A 15,287-nucleotide genomic window follows, 5' to 3' on the forward strand; every position below is an offset into this window, starting at 1 on the left:
GTCCGCGCAGACCAGCATCATCCGCGAAGGACCGAACCGGGACTTCTACCTCAAGAAGCGCGGCGAGGGCTGCAAACACGTCCAGGCCGTCATCGCCCTCGCCCGCCGACGAGCGAGCGTTCTGTGGGCGTTGCTGCGTGACGCACGGGTCTTCACCCCCGTCCCACCGGTCACGCAAGCGGCTTGACTTCGTCATTGAGACTCTTTCGGGACGGGGGTGCCTGCGAGCGGAAGGCGCCCGAGGTGGGCGGTCAGGAGTGCCAGGTGTGTCCGGGGTCCGGGCAGCTCTCCTTCGCGGCCCCAGCGGCCGACCTCGCGCCGCTGGTAGGCGACCAGGTCATGGAGGGTGCGGATGCGGACGTCGCGCCAGAAGGGGTGGAGGCCGCCGTCGGTGGTGGAGCGGGCGCCGGTCACCTCGAAGACGCGGTGGCTGATCCCCAGGGCGACATCGGAGCGCGGGCCTGCACGGCGGCCACCCGCGCCGCGACGGTGTCGGCCAGGGCCTCGACCGCGAGTCGTCGCATCAGGTCAGCGGAATGCGTCGCACGGCGGCCGGAAGCCGTGGAAGAACATGGTGAGGTGCGGCGGATCCGGCGGATCAGGCCACGGAGCAACACGCGGCACTGGAGACACGCGCGAGGTCGACATGGCGTCGCCGCGTGAGGTCCAGTCGCATCATCATGTTCTCGATCGTGGCAGCCGGCGGTCCGGACCGTCAAGGAATACCCGATCGGTCTCGTATCCCGGACCGGCGCATTCCACGAAGGTGTGACAGGGCGGCGCCCCTTGAACAGGCCACGGTACGAGCGGCGGCACTCGGGGGAACGCTGACCGAAGCCGTCAGGGACGCGGCCTGACGCGCAGCCGTCCGCCGCGCGTAGGTCAGTCGTTCTCGCGCGCCGGGACCACCACGAGGAACGCGTCCGACTCCAGATCCATCACCACGGCCGCGGGCTCGCCCTCGGCACGGCAACGCGCCGCGTACTCCTCCGCGGGCCACGACCCACGCGGGGCTCCCGCGGGAAACTGCTCCAGCACCTTCGCACCCATGACGGCCGACCTTCCGTGTGAACCGACGTCTCCGCAGAATTCCGTCTGCCCCCGATCGCCCCGCGCATGTGACCCAAGTGGCCCAGACGGCGCATCCGCGGAGGGCCGGCACGGGGAAGGGATCCCGAGGAGGGCACCGAACAGAGCTGCCCAGAGTCGAACAGGGCCGAAGAGAAAGGCCGGAACACCATGAGCGGTGACGACGCCGGAGCGGGGCTGCGCTGCCTGGTGACGGGCGCGACGGGGTACATCGGGGGCCGCCTGGTCCCCGAGCTCCTCTCCGAGGGGCACCGGGTGCGCTGTGTGGCCCGGTCCCCCGGCGCGCTCCGGGACCATCCGTGGGCCGGTGAGGTCGAGGTGGTACGCGGTGACGTCACGGACTCCGGGTCGGTCGCCGCCGCGATGCGGGACATCGATGTCGCGTACTACCTGGTGCACGCGCTGGGTACCGGCAAGGGCTTCGAGGACACCGACCGCAGGGCGGCGCGGATCTTCGGGGAGCAGGCCCGCGCGGCGGGCGTACGCCGGATCGTCTATCTGGGCGGGCTCACCCCCGCCGGGGTGCCGGACGGGGAACTCTCGCCGCATCTGCGGTCCCGGGCCGAGGTCGGCCGCGTCCTGCTGGACTCCGGTGTCCCGACCACCGTGCTGCGGGCGGCCGTCATCATCGGTTCGGGCTCGGCCTCCTTCGAGATGCTGCGGTATCTCACCGAGCGGCTCCCGGTGATGGTCACCCCCAACTGGGTCCACACGCGCGTCCAGCCGATCGCGGTGCGGGACGTCCTGCGCACACTCGTGGGCAGCGCGCGGATGCCGGACGACGTCAGCAGGGCCTTCGACATCGGCGGCCCGGAGATCCTGACGTACCGGCAGATGATGGTGCGGTACGCGGCCGTGGCGGGGCTCCCCCGGCGGCTCATCGTGCCCGTGCCCGTCCTGACGCCGCGGCTCTCCAGTCACTGGGTCGGACTGGTCACCCCCGTACCGCGGTCCATCGCGCGCCCGCTGACCGAGTCGCTGCGCCACGAGGTGGTCTGCCACGAGCACGACATCGCCCGGTACGTGCCCGACCCGCCGGGCCGGCCGATCCCCTTCGACGAGTCGGTGCGCCTGGCCCTGCAACGCGTCCGGGACGCCCGGGTCACCACCCGCTGGTCGTCCGCCTCGCTGCCCGGCGCTCCCAGCGACCCCCTGCCCACGGACCCCGACTGGGCGGGCGGCAGCCTCTACACGGACCGGCGCGAACGCGTCGTCGACGCCTCGCCCGAGGCCCTGTGGCGGGTGATCGAGGGCATCGGCGGCGACAACGGCTGGTACTCCTTCCCCCTCGCCTGGGCGGCCCGCGGCCTCCTCGACCGGCTGGTGGGCGGTGTGGGCCTGCGCCGGGGGCGCCGCGACGCGGCACGGCTGCGGGTCGGCGACTCGCTCGACTTCTGGCGCGTCGAGGAGATCGAACCGGGCCGGCTGCTGCGCCTGCGCGCCGAGATGCGGCTGCCGGGCCTGGCCTGGCTGGAGATGTACGCGGAGACGGACGACGACGGCCGCGTCCGCTACCGCCAGCGCGCCCTCTTCCATCCGCACGGGCTGCTCGGCCACGCCTACTGGTGGAGCGTGTCGCCGTTCCACGCCATCGTGTTCGGCGGCATGGCCCGCAACATCGCGCGGACCGCCGCGAGGACGGGTCCCCCGGTGGCCGCGCCGTCGCGCGCGCCCGCCCGTTGACGCGGGCCGCCACCCGCCACCCCGCCGCATCCCGCCGACCGCCGCATCCGTCGGGTGTCCCGGCCAGGAAGTACCGGAAGTACTCGACGGCCGCAGGCACCACGGTCCGGCTCACCCCTTCTCTTCCCGTCCCGGAGCTCCGGAGTCCCGTCATGAACGTCTCGGTCGTCCTGTTCACCTCCGACCTGCGCCTGCACGATCATCCGCCGCTGTGCGCGGCGCTCGACGGCTCGCGCGCGGTGGTGCCCCTCTTCGTCCGCGACCGGGCCGTCGACAGGGCCGGTTTCGCCGTCCCCAACCGGCTGGCGTTCCTCGCCGACTGTCTGCGGGACCTGGACGCGGGTCTGCGTGAGCGCGGCGGCCGGCTCGTGTACCGCTCGGGCGATCTCGTCGACGAGGTGTGCAAGGTGGTCGCCGAGACGGACGCCGACGAGGTGCACATGGCCGCCGGGGTGTCCGCCCACGCCCACCGGCGCGAGGAACGGCTGCGAGCCGCGCTGGAGAGCGACGGGCGCCGGCTGCACGTGCACGACGAGGTGGTCACCGCGCTGGCACCGGGCGCGGTGACGCCGGCCTCCTCGGACCACTTCGCCGTGTTCACCCCGTACTTCCGGCACTGGGAACGGCATCACCAGCGTCAGGTGCTCGGCGCGCCGCGTGGCGTGCGCGTACCGGAGGACGTCGGTTCGGGGCGGCTGCCGACGCGCGCGGAACTGTCCGGCCTGTCCGCGGGGCTCGCCACGGGCGGCGAGCGGGAGGGCAGGAAGCGGCTCACGGCCTGGCTGCGGAGCGGGATCCACTCGTACGTGGACGGCCACGACGATCTCGCAGGGGACGCCACCTCGCGCCTCTCCCCGCATCTCCACTTCGGCACGCTGTCCGCCGTGGAGCTGGTCCACCGGGCCCGCAGGGCGGGCGGTCCGGGCGCCGACGCCTTCGTACGGCAGCTCGCGTGGCGGGACTTCAACTACCAGCTGCTGGCAGCGCGGCCCGCGGCGGCCACGAAGGACCTCCGCACCCGCGACGACCTGTGGCGGTCACCCGACTCGGCCGGGCGGGAGATCGAGGACTGGAAGGAGGGGCGGACCGGCTATCCCGTCGTCGACGCGGCCATGCGGCAACTGCGTCACGAGGGGTGGATGCACAACCGCGGACGCCTGCTGACGGCGAGCTTCCTCGCCAAGACGCTGTACGTCGACTGGCGGGTGGGCGCCGACCACTTCCTCGGCCTCCTCGTCGACGGCGACATCGCCAACAACCAGCTCAACTGGCAGTGGGTGGCGGGAACGGGCACCGACAGCCGCCCCAACCGGGTCCTCAACCCGGTCATCCAGGGGAAGCGGTACGACCCCGAGGGCGCGTACGTACGGCGCTGGGTGCCCGAACTCGAAGGGCTCGCCGGGGCCGCCGTGCACGAACCGTGGAAACTCAAGGGGCCCGAACGGGCCGCCTACGACTATCCCGAGCCCATCGTCGACCTCCCCGACGCGCTGGCACGCTTCAAGCACGCCCGCGAGCGCGAGTGAGACGGCGGCCGGGCCGCCCGCCGACAGGCCCGCCGTCCCGCACGTTCCGTCAGCCCACCGGTCCCGGTGCGGCGCTCTCGTAGCGGGCCGTGAGGAGGGACAGGGCCTCCTTCAGGCTCGACGGGCGCAGCATGCCCTGGGCCGAACGGCCTGCCCAGCCGGGGCCGCCGAGCACCACCATCGGATGCCGGCGCGCGCCCCGCACGCCCCACTGCGTGGCGGCGACGTGCCGGGCCAGCGGGAGGCTCGCCGTGGACCGTGCCTGGGCCCACAGGACGACGGCGGCGGGCCCCAGCCGGCGCACCGCGGCGGTGAGTGCTTCCGCCGGCACCGCCGCGCCGAACATCCTGGTGGGCATGCCGTGTTCCGTGAGCCCGGCGTTGAGCGCCTCCAGGGGCAGGGTGTGCTGCTCGCCGGGTACGCAGGCCAGGACCACGGGCCCCGGCGCGCTGTCCGGCACGGCCGTCCGCGAGACCGGCGTGACACGGCGGAGCACGGTGGAGATGTGCCAGGACAGCATGTGTTCGACCTCGACATAACGGTCGCCCGACGACGCCCATTTGCGGCCGACAGCGTGCAGGGTCGGCACCATCACCTCCTCCCAGGCGACGGCGAGACCGTACCGCTGGACGGCCGAGGTCAGCTGGCCGTCCACGGCCGGGGCGTCGAGACGCACGGCCGCCCTGGCCAGTCCGCGGCACTCCTGGCGCACATCGCCGAGGGGCAGCGTGGTCGCCGCCTGCAGGCGGCGACCGCTGCCGGACGGCCCGCCGTCGGCCGAGGGCGGTTGCTCTTCCGCCGTGCAGGCGCGGTCGTCCGGCGACCGGCCGGAAGCGGCCGAGCGGGCGTCGTCCGGCACGGCGCGGCCCTCGGCGGCCACCGCTCCGGCGGCTGCCTCCCTGGCCGCGCGTGCCGCCTCCGCGGGCGGCACTCCGGCCGCGGTGAGCCGGCACATCGCCTCAAGCACCGCCACGTCCTGGGGTGTCCAGCGGCGGTGCCGTCCGTCGGGGCGGACCGCGGGGCCCACTCCGTACCGGCGGTCCCACGAGCGCAGCGTGGTCGGCGACACCCCGAGACGCCGGGCGAGGCCTCCGGTCGTCATCCCCGTGCCGACCGCCGCGGTCTCCTTCGTATCGGGCTCCGGGGGACCCGGCTCCCCCGTCGGCTCATCCATGGAACGACTATACGACGCAGAATCGACGCGGTTTGAAGCCTGCGCCCCGTCGCTCCCAGGATGACCGCACCGGGCCGCCCCGCGCGGCCGGGACGCCGTCGTCCGAGGCGAGGAGCCGTGAGCCATGACCGGACAACCGATGCCCGCGCAGATGTCCCTGCCCCGACGGGTGCCGCTGGAGGAACCACTCACCGACGAGGAGCTGGCCCGGGGCCTGGTGCGCGGCGACGAGGCCTGTCTCGCCGCCGCCCATGACAGGTGGTCACCCCTGGTGCTCACGCTCGCCCGGCGGGCGCTGGGCGACGACAGGGAGGCCGAGGACGTCACCCAGCAGGTGTTCCTGGGCGTGTGGCGCGGCCGGCACGGCTACCGGCCCGAGCGCGGCACGATCGCCGGCTGGATCGTCGGCATCACCAAGCGCAAGATCGCCGACGCTCTCGCGGCCCGGACGCGCCGCGCCGAGCTCGTCGCCTCGGCGGGGGCCGTCCTGGTGCTCGCCGATCCCGTGACGGAGCGGCCCGAGGCCGTGCTCGACCGGGTGCTGGTGGGACGCGAGATGGCCAAGCTGCCCACCCCCCAGCAGCGGGTCCTGCGCCTCGCCTTCTACGAGGACCTCACCCAGACCCAGATCGCCCGGCGCACCGGCCTGCCGCTGGGGACCGTCAAGAGCCATGCCCGCCGTGGGCTGCACCAGTTGAAACACGGACTGCGCCGCGAAGCGAGCGGCTGACATGACGGCGATCGAACGGGTACGCGCCTACCGTGACCCAGTTCGACGCAAAAACGATGCACGTCTCCTTCTGCCTCGCAAACCGTCCAATTTCACTTCACTTCCTGTCTCCTTCGTTTCGATGCATGCCTATTTCGTTTCGGAACGTACCGATGTCGCTCCGGTGCATCCCGATGCCTCGTATCGCCGGAAGAACGGAGGACAAGGGGCGGCACGGCCCGGGACTTCGGGCCGCGGACACGGACACGGACAGCCGTGACACCGCTTCTACGGACCCTCCTCCCGGGGCAGTCGGCTGTCCCGGGAGGAGGAGGCCGCGTCGGCGTTCGGCCCGCCGGTGCGGCCCAGCAGTCCGGGGCGCCGTCCCGAACGATCGACGGCGCCCCGGACTCGGGCTTCGGCCGACGCGTCCCGGCGGACGGGCAGACGGGCAGACGGGCGGACAGAGAGATCCGCCCATGACCAATCCGCCGGCGCCCCGGCAACGGATTCCAGCCGTACGATGCTCGCCTCCCGGAGGACCCCCCGTGAAAGAAGCCGTGCACATCGGCAAGAACCCCTCGGCCGAACCGGATCTGCAGGATCTGATGGGCAGTGTCGCCCTCGGTGACCAGCAGGCCTTCGCCGGGCTCTACGACGTCGTGGCGGGTCCCGTCATCGGCGTCGTGCGCGGCGTGCTGCGCGATCAGGCCCAGTCGGAGGAAGTGGCCCAGGAAGTACTGGTCGAGGTGTGGCGGTCCGCCGCCCGCTACCGGAGCGAACGCGGTTCGGTGATCAACTGGGTGCTCACACTCGCCCATCAGCGTGCCGTCGACCGGGTCCGCTCGGTCGAGGCCTCCGCCGCACGTGAGCACAGGGCGGCCCTGCTCGACCACGCCCCCGAGTACGACGAGGTGACGGAACAGGTGGAAGCCCGGCTGGAACGCGAACAGGTCCGACGCTGTCTGCGCACACTGACGGAACTGCAGCGTCAGTCGGTGACGCTGGCGTACTACCGCGGTATGACCTACCGCGAGGTGGCCGAGTCACTGGCGCTGCCGCTCGGCACGGTCAAGACCCGGCTGCGCGACGGTCTCATCCGCCTGCGCGACTGCCTGGGGGTGACCGCATGAGCACGGTCGACCTGCACACGCTGACGGGCGCGTACGCGCTGCACGCGCTCTCCGACGAGGAGCGGGGCGAGTTCGAACGGCACGCCGCGGACTGCGAGGTCTGTGCTCAGGAGGCTCTCGAACTGAGCGAGACCGCGGCCCGGCTCGGTCTGGCGGTTCGCGGCTCCTCCCCCTCGGCTCTCAAGAGCCGGGTCATGCGGCGGATCACGACGGTCCGCCAGGACAGCCCGCGCGCCGTACCCCTGACGCGACCCCCGGGCGGCGGCATGCGTGCCCGCAGGCTGTCCCGGTGGGCGCTGGCCGCCTGTGTGGCCGGGGTGGCCGCGTTCGGCGGCGCGACCGTGTGGCAGTACGACCGGGCGCAGGACGCGCATGAGCAGGCACGGCAGTCGGAACGCCGCTCGGACGCGATCGCTTCGGTCCTGGCCGCCCCGGACGCCAGGACGGCCGGCGCCGAACTCCCGGACGGGGCCCGCGGCACGGTCGTGGTCTCCAAGAGCCGTGACGAGGCGGTCTTCATCGCCTCGGGCATGGCGGCCCCGCCGAGCGGCAAGGTCTACCAGTTGTGGTTCGACGACGGGGGCACCATGCGGTCCGCCGGGCTGATGGACCCCCGACGGACGGCCGAGGCGGTCCTCCTGGAGGGGGCCGTGGACCAGGCGTCCGGTATGGGCATCACCGTCGAACCGGCCGGCGGCTCGGCCGAACCGACCTCTGACCCCGTGGCCCTGATGACGTTCCCCGCCTGACCGGACCGACTGTGCCGTTTCCTCCCCGGCGGGGGAGGGAACGGCACAGTCAGTTGTGGGTGAACCCGCAGGAGGACAGCAGCCGCGCCGCTTCGGCGGAAACGGTCGCGGTGAACGGCCGCCCACAGTCTCGCTCCAGCCGCACGCTCAGGTCGAGCCGGCCGTCCGGCGCGGGAAGGCGCATGCGGTGGACGCCGTCGACGGGGAAGAACGGCGAGACGCAACCGCTTGTCGGTGCGCGCCACCCCGGCGTCGTCCGGCGTCCGGCGTCAGCCCGTACGCCCGTACGAGGATGTACGCGGCGGTGAGCCCGGCGACGCCCGGGCCGACGACGGATTGACCGGGTGGCCTCCAGATATATCTCATCACCTCTACACATAAGGGACAAATAAGCGCAGACTGGACCCAAGTGACGTCCAGTGGCAAAGGAGTCCAGTCATGGCCAACGTCTCGAACACCAGAGGTGACATCACCCGGCACCCCGATGTGCCCGAGATGCGGGATCGCTACGCCCGCATGCTCGGTGGTCGCGATGTGGCGCTCGTGGACGGACCGGTGTTCCTGCTCGGTCTGTACTGCGCCGCCTCCCCGTGGATTCTCCACTACACGACGAGCCAGCCCGCCATGGTGACGCACAACCTCATCATGGGCATCGCCATCGGCCTGCTGGCTCTCGGTTTCACCGTCAATCCGGCACGGATGTACGGCCTGAGCTGGGCCATGTGCGCCCTGGGTGTGTGGATGATCGTCTCCCCGTGGATCGTGGGCAGCAGCCCTGACGCGGGTGTCGTGCTCAACAACATCATCATCGGGGTGCTGACCGTGGTGATGGGGGTCCTGTGCGCGACCGCTTCGGCGAAGAGCACGCCACAGACCTAGAAGGCATGACAGGACGGATGAGGACTGTCGGCCGGTCCGCGCGCTCGGCGCCGCGGGCCGGCCGACGCGCGGCCCTCGCTCCGCCCCCGCGGTCAGTGCTCGGGCACCAGCCACGGCTCCCGCGGCAGCGGCTTTCCGGTTTCCAGGAGCGACTGCAGGTCGGCCAGGACGGCCGGCCAACCGAGGGAGACCTGCTTGACCGCGGTCTCGGCGGCCAGGTCCTCGTGGGCGACGGTGAGCCGGACGATGGCGCCGTGCGGCCTGATGTCGTAGGTGATCCCGGGCGAGGACTGCTGGCAGGCGTCGGCACGGACCGCCGCCTCGGGGGTACGGCGGTTCGGGGGTACGGCGGTTCGTCGCCGCACACCGGCCAACTGGCGTGCCGACGGAGGGCCTCCGGTCGTGGTCGACTTCGCCGACGCACACTGGGGCAACCCGGTCCTCGACGGTCTGCGCCTGTGCTCCTCTTTGCCCGAAACGGTGCGCGCGAGCGCCACGCGCGCCTGGGCCGACGCGTGGCGGCGACGGATTCCGGACAGTGGTCCTGCCCGTGCCCTCACCGTCGCCGAACCGCTCGCGCCCCTCGCGTCCGCGGTCCGCCACCAGGAGTTCCTCGACGGTGTCGAACCGTCGGAACAGGCCCACCACCAGGGCGATCCCACGTCCGCGATCCGCGAGGCGGTACGCCGTGCGACGCTCCCGACCCGAGTCTCGCCGACCCGGGGCGCACCAAGGCGTGGTGAGCGTGAGCCACGCGCCCTTGGCCGCCCACCCGTAGGCGGGGCAGGATCGCCCCATGGACAGTCCGCTGACACTCGACGCCCCCTCGTACCTCCGGCTCGAAGGGGAGGGGGTTCACCTGCGCGAATGGTCCGGGGACGATCTGGACGCGCTGATCGCGCTGTACGACGACCCCGAGATGGCCCGCTGGACGCCGGTGGCCTCGCCGTTCGACCCGCCCGCCGCTCGGGTCTATCTCGCCGAGGCACGGGAAGCCCGGGCGCAGGGACGCAAGGTGCAGCTCGCGATCACCACGGACGGTGGCCTGCCGCGGGGCGAGGTGCTGCTGTTCCGCAGCAAGACCGACGAGCGGGACGCCGAGATCGCGTACGGAGTCGGCGCCGCCCACCGCGGCCGGGGCCTGGCCTCCCGGGCCGTCCGGCTGCTCTCCTCCTACGTCTTGGGCCACACAGGCGCCCGCCGCGTGGTGCTGTGCATCGAGGAGGCCAACGCGGCGAGTGCGGCCGTCGCCCTGCGCGCCGGATTCGTCCGCACCGACGACGAGCCGCTCCTGCGGATGTCACGAGGACGCGAGATCGCGCTGCGGACATGGAGTCTCACCAGCACTCCTTGAGAGCCGGTGAATGGCAGGCTGCTCAGATGGGACATGTAGAGGTTCTGCTCATCGGCGGGCGGGCAGGGGTCGGAAAGTCGACGGTCGGCTGGGAGGTGTCGGCGCGGCTGCGCAGGGCCGGGGTCGCGCATGCCGTCATCGAGGGGGACTTCATGGGACAGGTGCATCCGGCCCCGGAGGACGACCCGCACCGGGCCCGCATCGCCGAGCGCAATCTGGCGGCGGTGTGGGGGAACTTCGCCGAGTTGGGCCACCACCGCCTCGTCTACACGAACACCGTGTGCGTGCTGGCCGAGGCGGCGGGCATGTTCGAACGGGCGATCGGCGAGGACGTACGACTCGTACGGGTGCTCCTGACCGCCACCGACGCTACCGCGGCCAAGCGCCTCAAGGGACGTGAGATCGGCTCGGAACTGGAGCAGGAGCTGCGGGGCAGCGCGAACAAGGCGCGGCTGCTGGAGGAACGGGTGCCCGCCGACACCCTGCGCGTGGTCACGGACGACCGCGAGGTGATGGACATCGCGCGTGACGTACTGGGGGTCACGGGCTGGGTTGTGGGCTGAGTCGCGGACGGCGGCCGGTGAGCCGGAGGAGCCGCGGTCGGTGAGTTGGGCAACGGCTGGGACTGCACTCGGTTCCAGGGGGCACTCCTATGCGTAAGGAGTACGACGAAGAGGGGCTGAGATGGAGATCTCGGGCATCATCAGTGCCATCGTGATCGGCATTGTCATCGGTGTGCTGGGCCGGCTCGTGGTTCCGGGCCGTCAGCGGATCGGCATCCTGTGGACGATCGCGGTGGGCATCGTGGCCGCACTCATCGGCTCGGTGCTCGCGAACGCGTTCGACGTGGGCGACACCGACGGGGTGGACTGGATCGAGTGGCTGATCCAGATCGGGCTCGCGGCGATCGGTGTCGCGGCGCTGGACCGGTCGAAGGCGGGCCGCCGCTGACGGGAGCGGACCGCGGCGGCGCACCGCACGCCGTTCGGCGAGGCACCGTACGAAGAGTTGTCGCAGGACGTCTCCGTCATGACCGGCGTCTGCGGGCTTCCCGCAGTAGGCGCTCGGCCGTGGCGGAGACGTCCTGTTCGCTCAAAGCACCGAAGCACCGAGCACCGAGCACCGAGCATGAACGTGCTGGAGCGCGGCACGACCGCGGGCACCGCGTCACCGTGCGCACCGGTCCCGGGCCCGCCGGTATGTCTTCCCCTCCGCGGCGGAGGGCCCACGGGCTCGTTCCCGCCGCCCGGGGCGACCGGCCCTCGCCGGAGGCTGTTCGGCCCACTCCTACCGCGATGTCACGGCGCCGCGTGGACGTACGGGACGGTCGTGGTGAGCGGTGCGAAACCCAGCCGCTGGAGAATGGGGCGGCTCTGGTCGGAGGCGTCGACCTGGAGGTACGGGTATCCGCGGTCGGCGGCGATACGGGCCCGGTGGGCGATCAGGGCGCGGTAGATGCCGCGGCCCCGCCAGGCCTCGACGGTGCCGCCGCCCCACAGGCCGGCGAACCGTGTGCCGGGGATGAGTTCCATCCGGGCCGAGCTGACCGGGACCTCACCGGCGAGGGCCACGACCGCCACGACCGTGTCGGGCGCCTCGTCGAGCTGGGCGAGCAGCTGGTGGCGCAGCCGGGTACCGGGTGCGCCGAAGGCCTGCTCGTGGACGTCGACCATGAGGCCGACCCCGGCGGCGTCGGTGACGGGCCGCAGCTCGACGCCCGGCGGTGGCACGGCGTCGAGACCCGGCTCCCCGGCCTCGATGATCATCAGGGTTTCCGCCGGTTCGGGGGTGAACCCGGCGGCCAGCAGGCGTTGCCCCAGATCGTGCGGCCGGTCGTGCCCGTACAGCTTCCACTCGAACTCGCGGCCGAGCTGTGCGAAGTATCGCCGCTGCTCGGCGATCGCCGCGTCCGCGTCGGACTCCGTGAGGTCCGACCAGAGCACTCCGTTCCAGCCCTGCTCCGATCCCACGTGTCGGACCACCCTGCCGACGCGTTCCACGACGGAGCCGGTGCCGAAGGGTCGCGCGTTCTCCCGCATGTCCCGGTCGAACAGTGCCAGTACCGCTGTGTGATCCATCCGGCCACTCCAGCATCCGCGGACCGGCCGGGCAACGGAGTTTCGTGGCCGCGCGCCCCGGGTGTCAGAGAAGGGTGGCCGCGATGCCCGCGTTGCAGACGGTGGTCCGGAGCGAGGTGGCCACGTGCGGGAACCGCCCTCCCACCCGAACGCCCCTCGGACGTACGGGCGAACGCGGGACACGACTGAGCCGTACGTGAGGGGGCAGGCGGGAGAGATCGGCTCACCGCCACCGAGGCCAGGAGATGTGGTGTCGCACGATCTGTCAGCCCTCGCGCCGACCGCGCCACGGGAAAGCCTCACCGCGGCCCCGGCCGAACCGGCGTCCGTCCGCAGGGATCCGTACTTCGACAACGCGAAGTACCTCACCATCGTACTGGTGGCCTGTGGCCACGCCTGGGAACCCCTGACCCAGGGGAGCCGGGTCGCGACCGCCGCGTATCTGACCGTCTATGCCTTCCACATGCCCGCGTTCGCCCTCGTCTCCGGCTATTTCTCGCGGAGTTTCGACATGGCGCCGGGCCGGGTGCGGCGGCTCCTCACGAGCGTCGTCGTGCCGTATCTGGTCTTCGAGACCGCGTACACGCTGTTCTACCGGTGGGCCCAGGACGACCCCGGTTACCCACTGAGTCTGCTGGACCCCTGGTATGTGATGTGGTTCCTGCTCGCGCTCTTCATCTGGCGGATCACCACGCCGATCTGGCTGACGTTGCGTCACCCGGTCCCGGTGGCACTGGGGTTGGCCGTGCTGGCCGCCGTCTCGCCTGATCTGGGCGGAGACATCTCCATCCAGCGGGTCCTGGGCTTCCTGCCGTTCTTCGTGCTCGGTCTGACGCTGCGCGCCGAGCATTTCGAGCGGCTGCGGACCTGGCGCGTACGGCTGTTCGCGCTGCCGGTGGGAGCTGCGGCGCTGGTCACGGCGTACCTGGTGGCGCCCTGGTTCAGCGCCGGCTGGCTCTACCACCGGGGCAGTGTCACGGGCCAGGGCGCACCGAACTGGGTGGGGCTGTTCACCACCCCGGCACTGTTCTGCCTCGCCCTGGTCCTGACGGCCTGCTTCCTGTCCTGGGTCCCCGGGCGGCACCTGTGGTGCACGGCGCTGGGCGCGGGCACGATGTACGGCTATCTGCTGCACGGTTTCGTCATCAAGGCATCCCGCTTCTGGGACTGGTACGACCGCCCCTGGCTGCACACCGCGCTCGGCGAACTGGCCGTCACCGCGGCGGCCGTGGGGCTCATCACCGCGCTGTGCTCCGCCCCGGTCCGCACGGTGTTCCGGTTCGCCGTCGAGCCGCGCATGGAGTGGATGTTCCGCCGCGGCGACGAGGTCCGGTCGGACCGGGCCCCCAAGGACGTCTAACCGAGTTCCAGCGTCGTGACCGCGTACACGCGGTCCGTGGCGTACGGCCGGACCGGACCCGTGTACATGCGGGCCGTCTCGAACGACGGGGTGAGGCCGTGCTCCTCGGCCAGGGCGACGGCCATCTTGTGCGTCTCGGGGATGTCGGCACAGACCCTTCGGCCGCCGGATTCGCCGATCAGCGCGGCGAAGAGCGCGCGGGCGTCGTCCGGGGTGTCCGCGAACAGCGGGCCGATGCGCAGGGAGTCGGCGGCCGGCCGGATCACGCCGTAGCCGGTGAGCCGCCCGTCGACCACACGGACCAGGGCGCGATGCCCGGCACCACCGAGCCAGCTCTCCACGAACCGCGGCCGCTCGGCGGGGTGACAGCCGCTGTCGTACGCGATGACCGCCTCAAGGTCGGCCACCTGCGCGCCGCGAACGCCGGAGGCGGTGGCCGCGGTGGCCGCACCCGCTGTCGGGACTCCGCCGAACCGGAAGGTCTCTCTTCGCACAGAACGATGGCACGCACGGGTCCGGGCTCGGGCCCGGCCCCGTGCGTGCCGGCGACTTCAGGTCAGTGCCCGTCCCGGCGCCCCGGCCGCTGTACGGCGGCGGGCCGGAAGCGGCGGTGCAGCGCGGCTCCGCCCAGCATCAGCGCGGCGCTCGCGGCGACCGTTGCACCCATCAGGTCCGTGCCGGTCTGGGCGAGAGCGGCCCTGGGGACCGCCTGCGGCAGGATCTGCGGCCCCTCGGCCTCCACCGGGTCGGCGGGGTCGGCCGGGTGCACGGGCGGCTTCGACGGCTGGGCAGGCTTCGGGCCGGACGGCGGGTTCGGGTGCTGCGGCCTCTCCGCCGAGGTGTTCGTGGATTCGTTGCCGACGGCGGGGTTCCCGATGCCGACCACGTTCACCGAGTTGCCGGAGACGTTCACGGGGAGCTGGACCGGGAGGTGCACGCCGTTGCCGGAGATCAGGCCCGGTGAATCCTTCCCCACGCCCTCGGCGACGGCGCCCGCGGCGCCCCCGTGGCCGCCTCCCTTGCCGTCGCCGCCCTCGTTGGCGCAGCTGTTGCCCGCCGCGGGATTGAGGAGCCCGACCACGTTCACGGTGTTCCCGCACGCGTTCACCGGTACGTCCACCGGGAGCTGAATGGTGTTGCCGGAGATCACCCCGGGCGAGTGGGCCGTGCCGCCGTCGGCCGCGGAGTCCGCGTACACCGGCATGGTCACGGCCACTGCGCCGGAGGCGGCGGCCACGATGATCAAACCACTACGGGCAACCCGCTTCATAGGTTCCCTGCCTTCCAGGACATGGTCGCGAGCAGGCGCCCGCACCGTTTAAACGCGGGCAAACCACTCAGGTTATGGCCCATCCGGCAAACACCCCCCTTCGAGCTGGCGACGAGCGAGCGCGGCCGAGCGGACGGCACTGAGCGGACGGACTGAGCAGGCGGTCGCTGAGCAGGCGGTCGCTGAGCAGGCGGTCGCTGAGCAGGCGGCGCAGGATAAGGCCTGTTCCGCCGCCCCGCTCGCCGAGAGGCGTGGCCGCGGGTGCCCCCTTATCGTGATCGAG

The 15,287-nt window shown here is 72.2% G+C and carries 18 protein-coding genes and 2 pseudogenes; 11 read left to right on the top strand and 9 right to left on the bottom strand.

Annotated elements, in window-relative coordinates:
• Positions 1 to 187: pseudogene (locus ACIOKD_RS20460) on the top strand (IS110 family transposase); the annotation flags it as partial.
• Between the two features lie 5 nt (positions 188 to 192).
• Here ACIOKD_RS20460 and ACIOKD_RS20465 read toward each other — a convergent pair.
• The 3 genes from ACIOKD_RS20465 to ACIOKD_RS20475 form a co-directional block, all read right to left on the bottom strand.
• Complete coding sequence (locus ACIOKD_RS20465; protein ID WP_402085735.1) at positions 193 to 414, bottom strand: hypothetical protein; 222 nt, start codon at positions 412 to 414, stop codon at positions 193 to 195.
• A 184-nt stretch (positions 415 to 598) separates the two neighbouring features.
• Positions 599 to 682 (bottom strand): putative leader peptide, encoded by an 84-nt coding sequence (locus ACIOKD_RS20470; protein ID WP_359948811.1) that lies wholly within the window; start codon positions 680 to 682, stop codon positions 599 to 601.
• A 200-nt stretch (positions 683 to 882) separates the two neighbouring features.
• Positions 883 to 1,050: a hypothetical protein gene (locus ACIOKD_RS20475; RefSeq protein WP_402085738.1), complete on the bottom strand. Its 168-nt coding sequence runs from the start codon at positions 1,048 to 1,050 to the stop codon at positions 883 to 885.
• Between the two features lie 189 nt (positions 1,051 to 1,239).
• Between ACIOKD_RS20475 and ACIOKD_RS20480 the strand changes: the two genes are divergently transcribed.
• Positions 1,240 to 2,772, top strand: coding sequence for an SDR family oxidoreductase (locus ACIOKD_RS20480; RefSeq protein ID WP_402085740.1), 1,533 nt, complete (start codon positions 1,240 to 1,242; stop codon positions 2,770 to 2,772).
• Between the two features lie 152 nt (positions 2,773 to 2,924).
• Positions 2,925 to 4,298, top strand: a complete 1,374-nt coding sequence (locus ACIOKD_RS20485; RefSeq protein ID WP_402085742.1) for a cryptochrome/photolyase family protein — start codon at positions 2,925 to 2,927, stop codon at positions 4,296 to 4,298.
• 49 nt (positions 4,299 to 4,347) lie between these two features.
• On the opposite strand, the gene ACIOKD_RS20490 is transcribed toward ACIOKD_RS20485, so the two are convergent.
• Positions 4,348 to 5,472: a MerR family transcriptional regulator gene (locus tag ACIOKD_RS20490; protein ID WP_402085745.1), complete on the bottom strand. Its 1,125-nt coding sequence runs from the start codon at positions 5,470 to 5,472 to the stop codon at positions 4,348 to 4,350.
• A 124-nt stretch (positions 5,473 to 5,596) separates the two neighbouring features.
• On the opposite strand from ACIOKD_RS20490, the gene ACIOKD_RS20495 reads away from it, so the two are divergent.
• The 3 genes from ACIOKD_RS20495 (at position 5,597) to ACIOKD_RS20505 (ending at position 8,063) form a co-directional block, all read left to right on the top strand.
• A complete protein-coding gene (locus ACIOKD_RS20495) occupies positions 5,597 to 6,202 on the top strand; it encodes a sigma-70 family RNA polymerase sigma factor (protein ID WP_402085747.1) in 606 nt (201 codons plus the stop codon).
• Between the two features lie 527 nt (positions 6,203 to 6,729).
• Positions 6,730 to 7,314, top strand: coding sequence for a sigma-70 family RNA polymerase sigma factor (locus ACIOKD_RS20500; protein ID WP_267024750.1), 585 nt, complete (start codon positions 6,730 to 6,732; stop codon positions 7,312 to 7,314).
• Complete coding sequence (locus ACIOKD_RS20505; RefSeq protein WP_402085751.1) at positions 7,311 to 8,063, top strand: anti-sigma factor domain-containing protein; 753 nt, start codon at positions 7,311 to 7,313, stop codon at positions 8,061 to 8,063. The genes ACIOKD_RS20500 and ACIOKD_RS20505 overlap by 4 nt, the downstream gene beginning before the upstream one ends.
• A gap of 100 nt (positions 8,064 to 8,163) precedes the next feature.
• Here ACIOKD_RS20505 and ACIOKD_RS20510 read toward each other — a convergent pair.
• Positions 8,164 to 8,283 (bottom strand): annotated as a pseudogene (locus ACIOKD_RS20510) (DUF1365 domain-containing protein); the annotation flags it as partial.
• A gap of 218 nt (positions 8,284 to 8,501) precedes the next feature.
• Between ACIOKD_RS20510 and ACIOKD_RS20515 the strand changes: the two are divergent.
• Entirely contained in the window at positions 8,502 to 8,942 is a 441-nt protein-coding gene (locus ACIOKD_RS20515; protein ID WP_402085754.1) for an SPW repeat protein, read from the top strand.
• 92 nt (positions 8,943 to 9,034) lie between these two features.
• Here the strand turns inward: ACIOKD_RS20515 and ACIOKD_RS20520 are convergent, their stop codons facing one another.
• Entirely contained in the window at positions 9,035 to 9,307 is a 273-nt protein-coding gene (locus tag ACIOKD_RS20520; RefSeq protein ID WP_402085757.1) for a hypothetical protein, read from the bottom strand.
• A gap of 431 nt (positions 9,308 to 9,738) precedes the next feature.
• On the opposite strand from ACIOKD_RS20520, the gene ACIOKD_RS20525 reads away from it, so the two are divergent.
• From ACIOKD_RS20525 to ACIOKD_RS20535, 3 genes are all read left to right on the top strand, one after another.
• Positions 9,739 to 10,296, top strand: a complete 558-nt coding sequence (locus tag ACIOKD_RS20525) for a GNAT family N-acetyltransferase (RefSeq protein WP_402085760.1) — start codon at positions 9,739 to 9,741, stop codon at positions 10,294 to 10,296.
• A 26-nt stretch (positions 10,297 to 10,322) separates the two neighbouring features.
• A complete protein-coding gene (locus ACIOKD_RS20530) occupies positions 10,323 to 10,859 on the top strand; it encodes a hypothetical protein (RefSeq protein WP_402085763.1) in 537 nt (178 codons plus the stop codon).
• Between the two features lie 121 nt (positions 10,860 to 10,980).
• A complete protein-coding gene (locus ACIOKD_RS20535; protein ID WP_402085765.1) occupies positions 10,981 to 11,247 on the top strand; it encodes a GlsB/YeaQ/YmgE family stress response membrane protein in 267 nt (88 codons plus the stop codon).
• A 347-nt stretch (positions 11,248 to 11,594) separates the two neighbouring features.
• Here ACIOKD_RS20535 and ACIOKD_RS20540 read toward each other — a convergent pair whose 3' ends face one another.
• Positions 11,595 to 12,374, bottom strand: a complete 780-nt coding sequence (locus ACIOKD_RS20540; protein WP_402085768.1) for a GNAT family N-acetyltransferase — start codon at positions 12,372 to 12,374, stop codon at positions 11,595 to 11,597.
• Between the two features lie 250 nt (positions 12,375 to 12,624).
• Here ACIOKD_RS20540 and ACIOKD_RS20545 point away from each other — a divergent pair, with 250 nt between their 5' ends.
• A complete protein-coding gene (locus ACIOKD_RS20545; RefSeq protein ID WP_402085769.1) occupies positions 12,625 to 13,734 on the top strand; it encodes an acyltransferase family protein in 1,110 nt (369 codons plus the stop codon).
• On the opposite strand, the gene ACIOKD_RS20550 is transcribed toward ACIOKD_RS20545, so the two are convergent.
• Positions 13,731 to 14,228, bottom strand: a complete 498-nt coding sequence (locus tag ACIOKD_RS20550) for a hypothetical protein (protein WP_402085771.1) — start codon at positions 14,226 to 14,228, stop codon at positions 13,731 to 13,733. The genes ACIOKD_RS20545 and ACIOKD_RS20550 overlap by 4 nt on opposite strands.
• Positions 14,229 to 14,290: 62 nt before the next feature.
• Positions 14,291 to 15,004: a chaplin family protein gene (locus ACIOKD_RS20555; RefSeq protein WP_402085773.1), complete on the bottom strand. Its 714-nt coding sequence runs from the start codon at positions 15,002 to 15,004 to the stop codon at positions 14,291 to 14,293.
• Positions 15,005 to 15,287 lie beyond the last annotated feature (283 nt).

This window comes from Streptomyces sp. NPDC087844, assembly GCF_044742785.1.
Classification (GTDB): Bacteria; Actinomycetota; Actinomycetes; order Streptomycetales; family Streptomycetaceae; genus Streptomyces.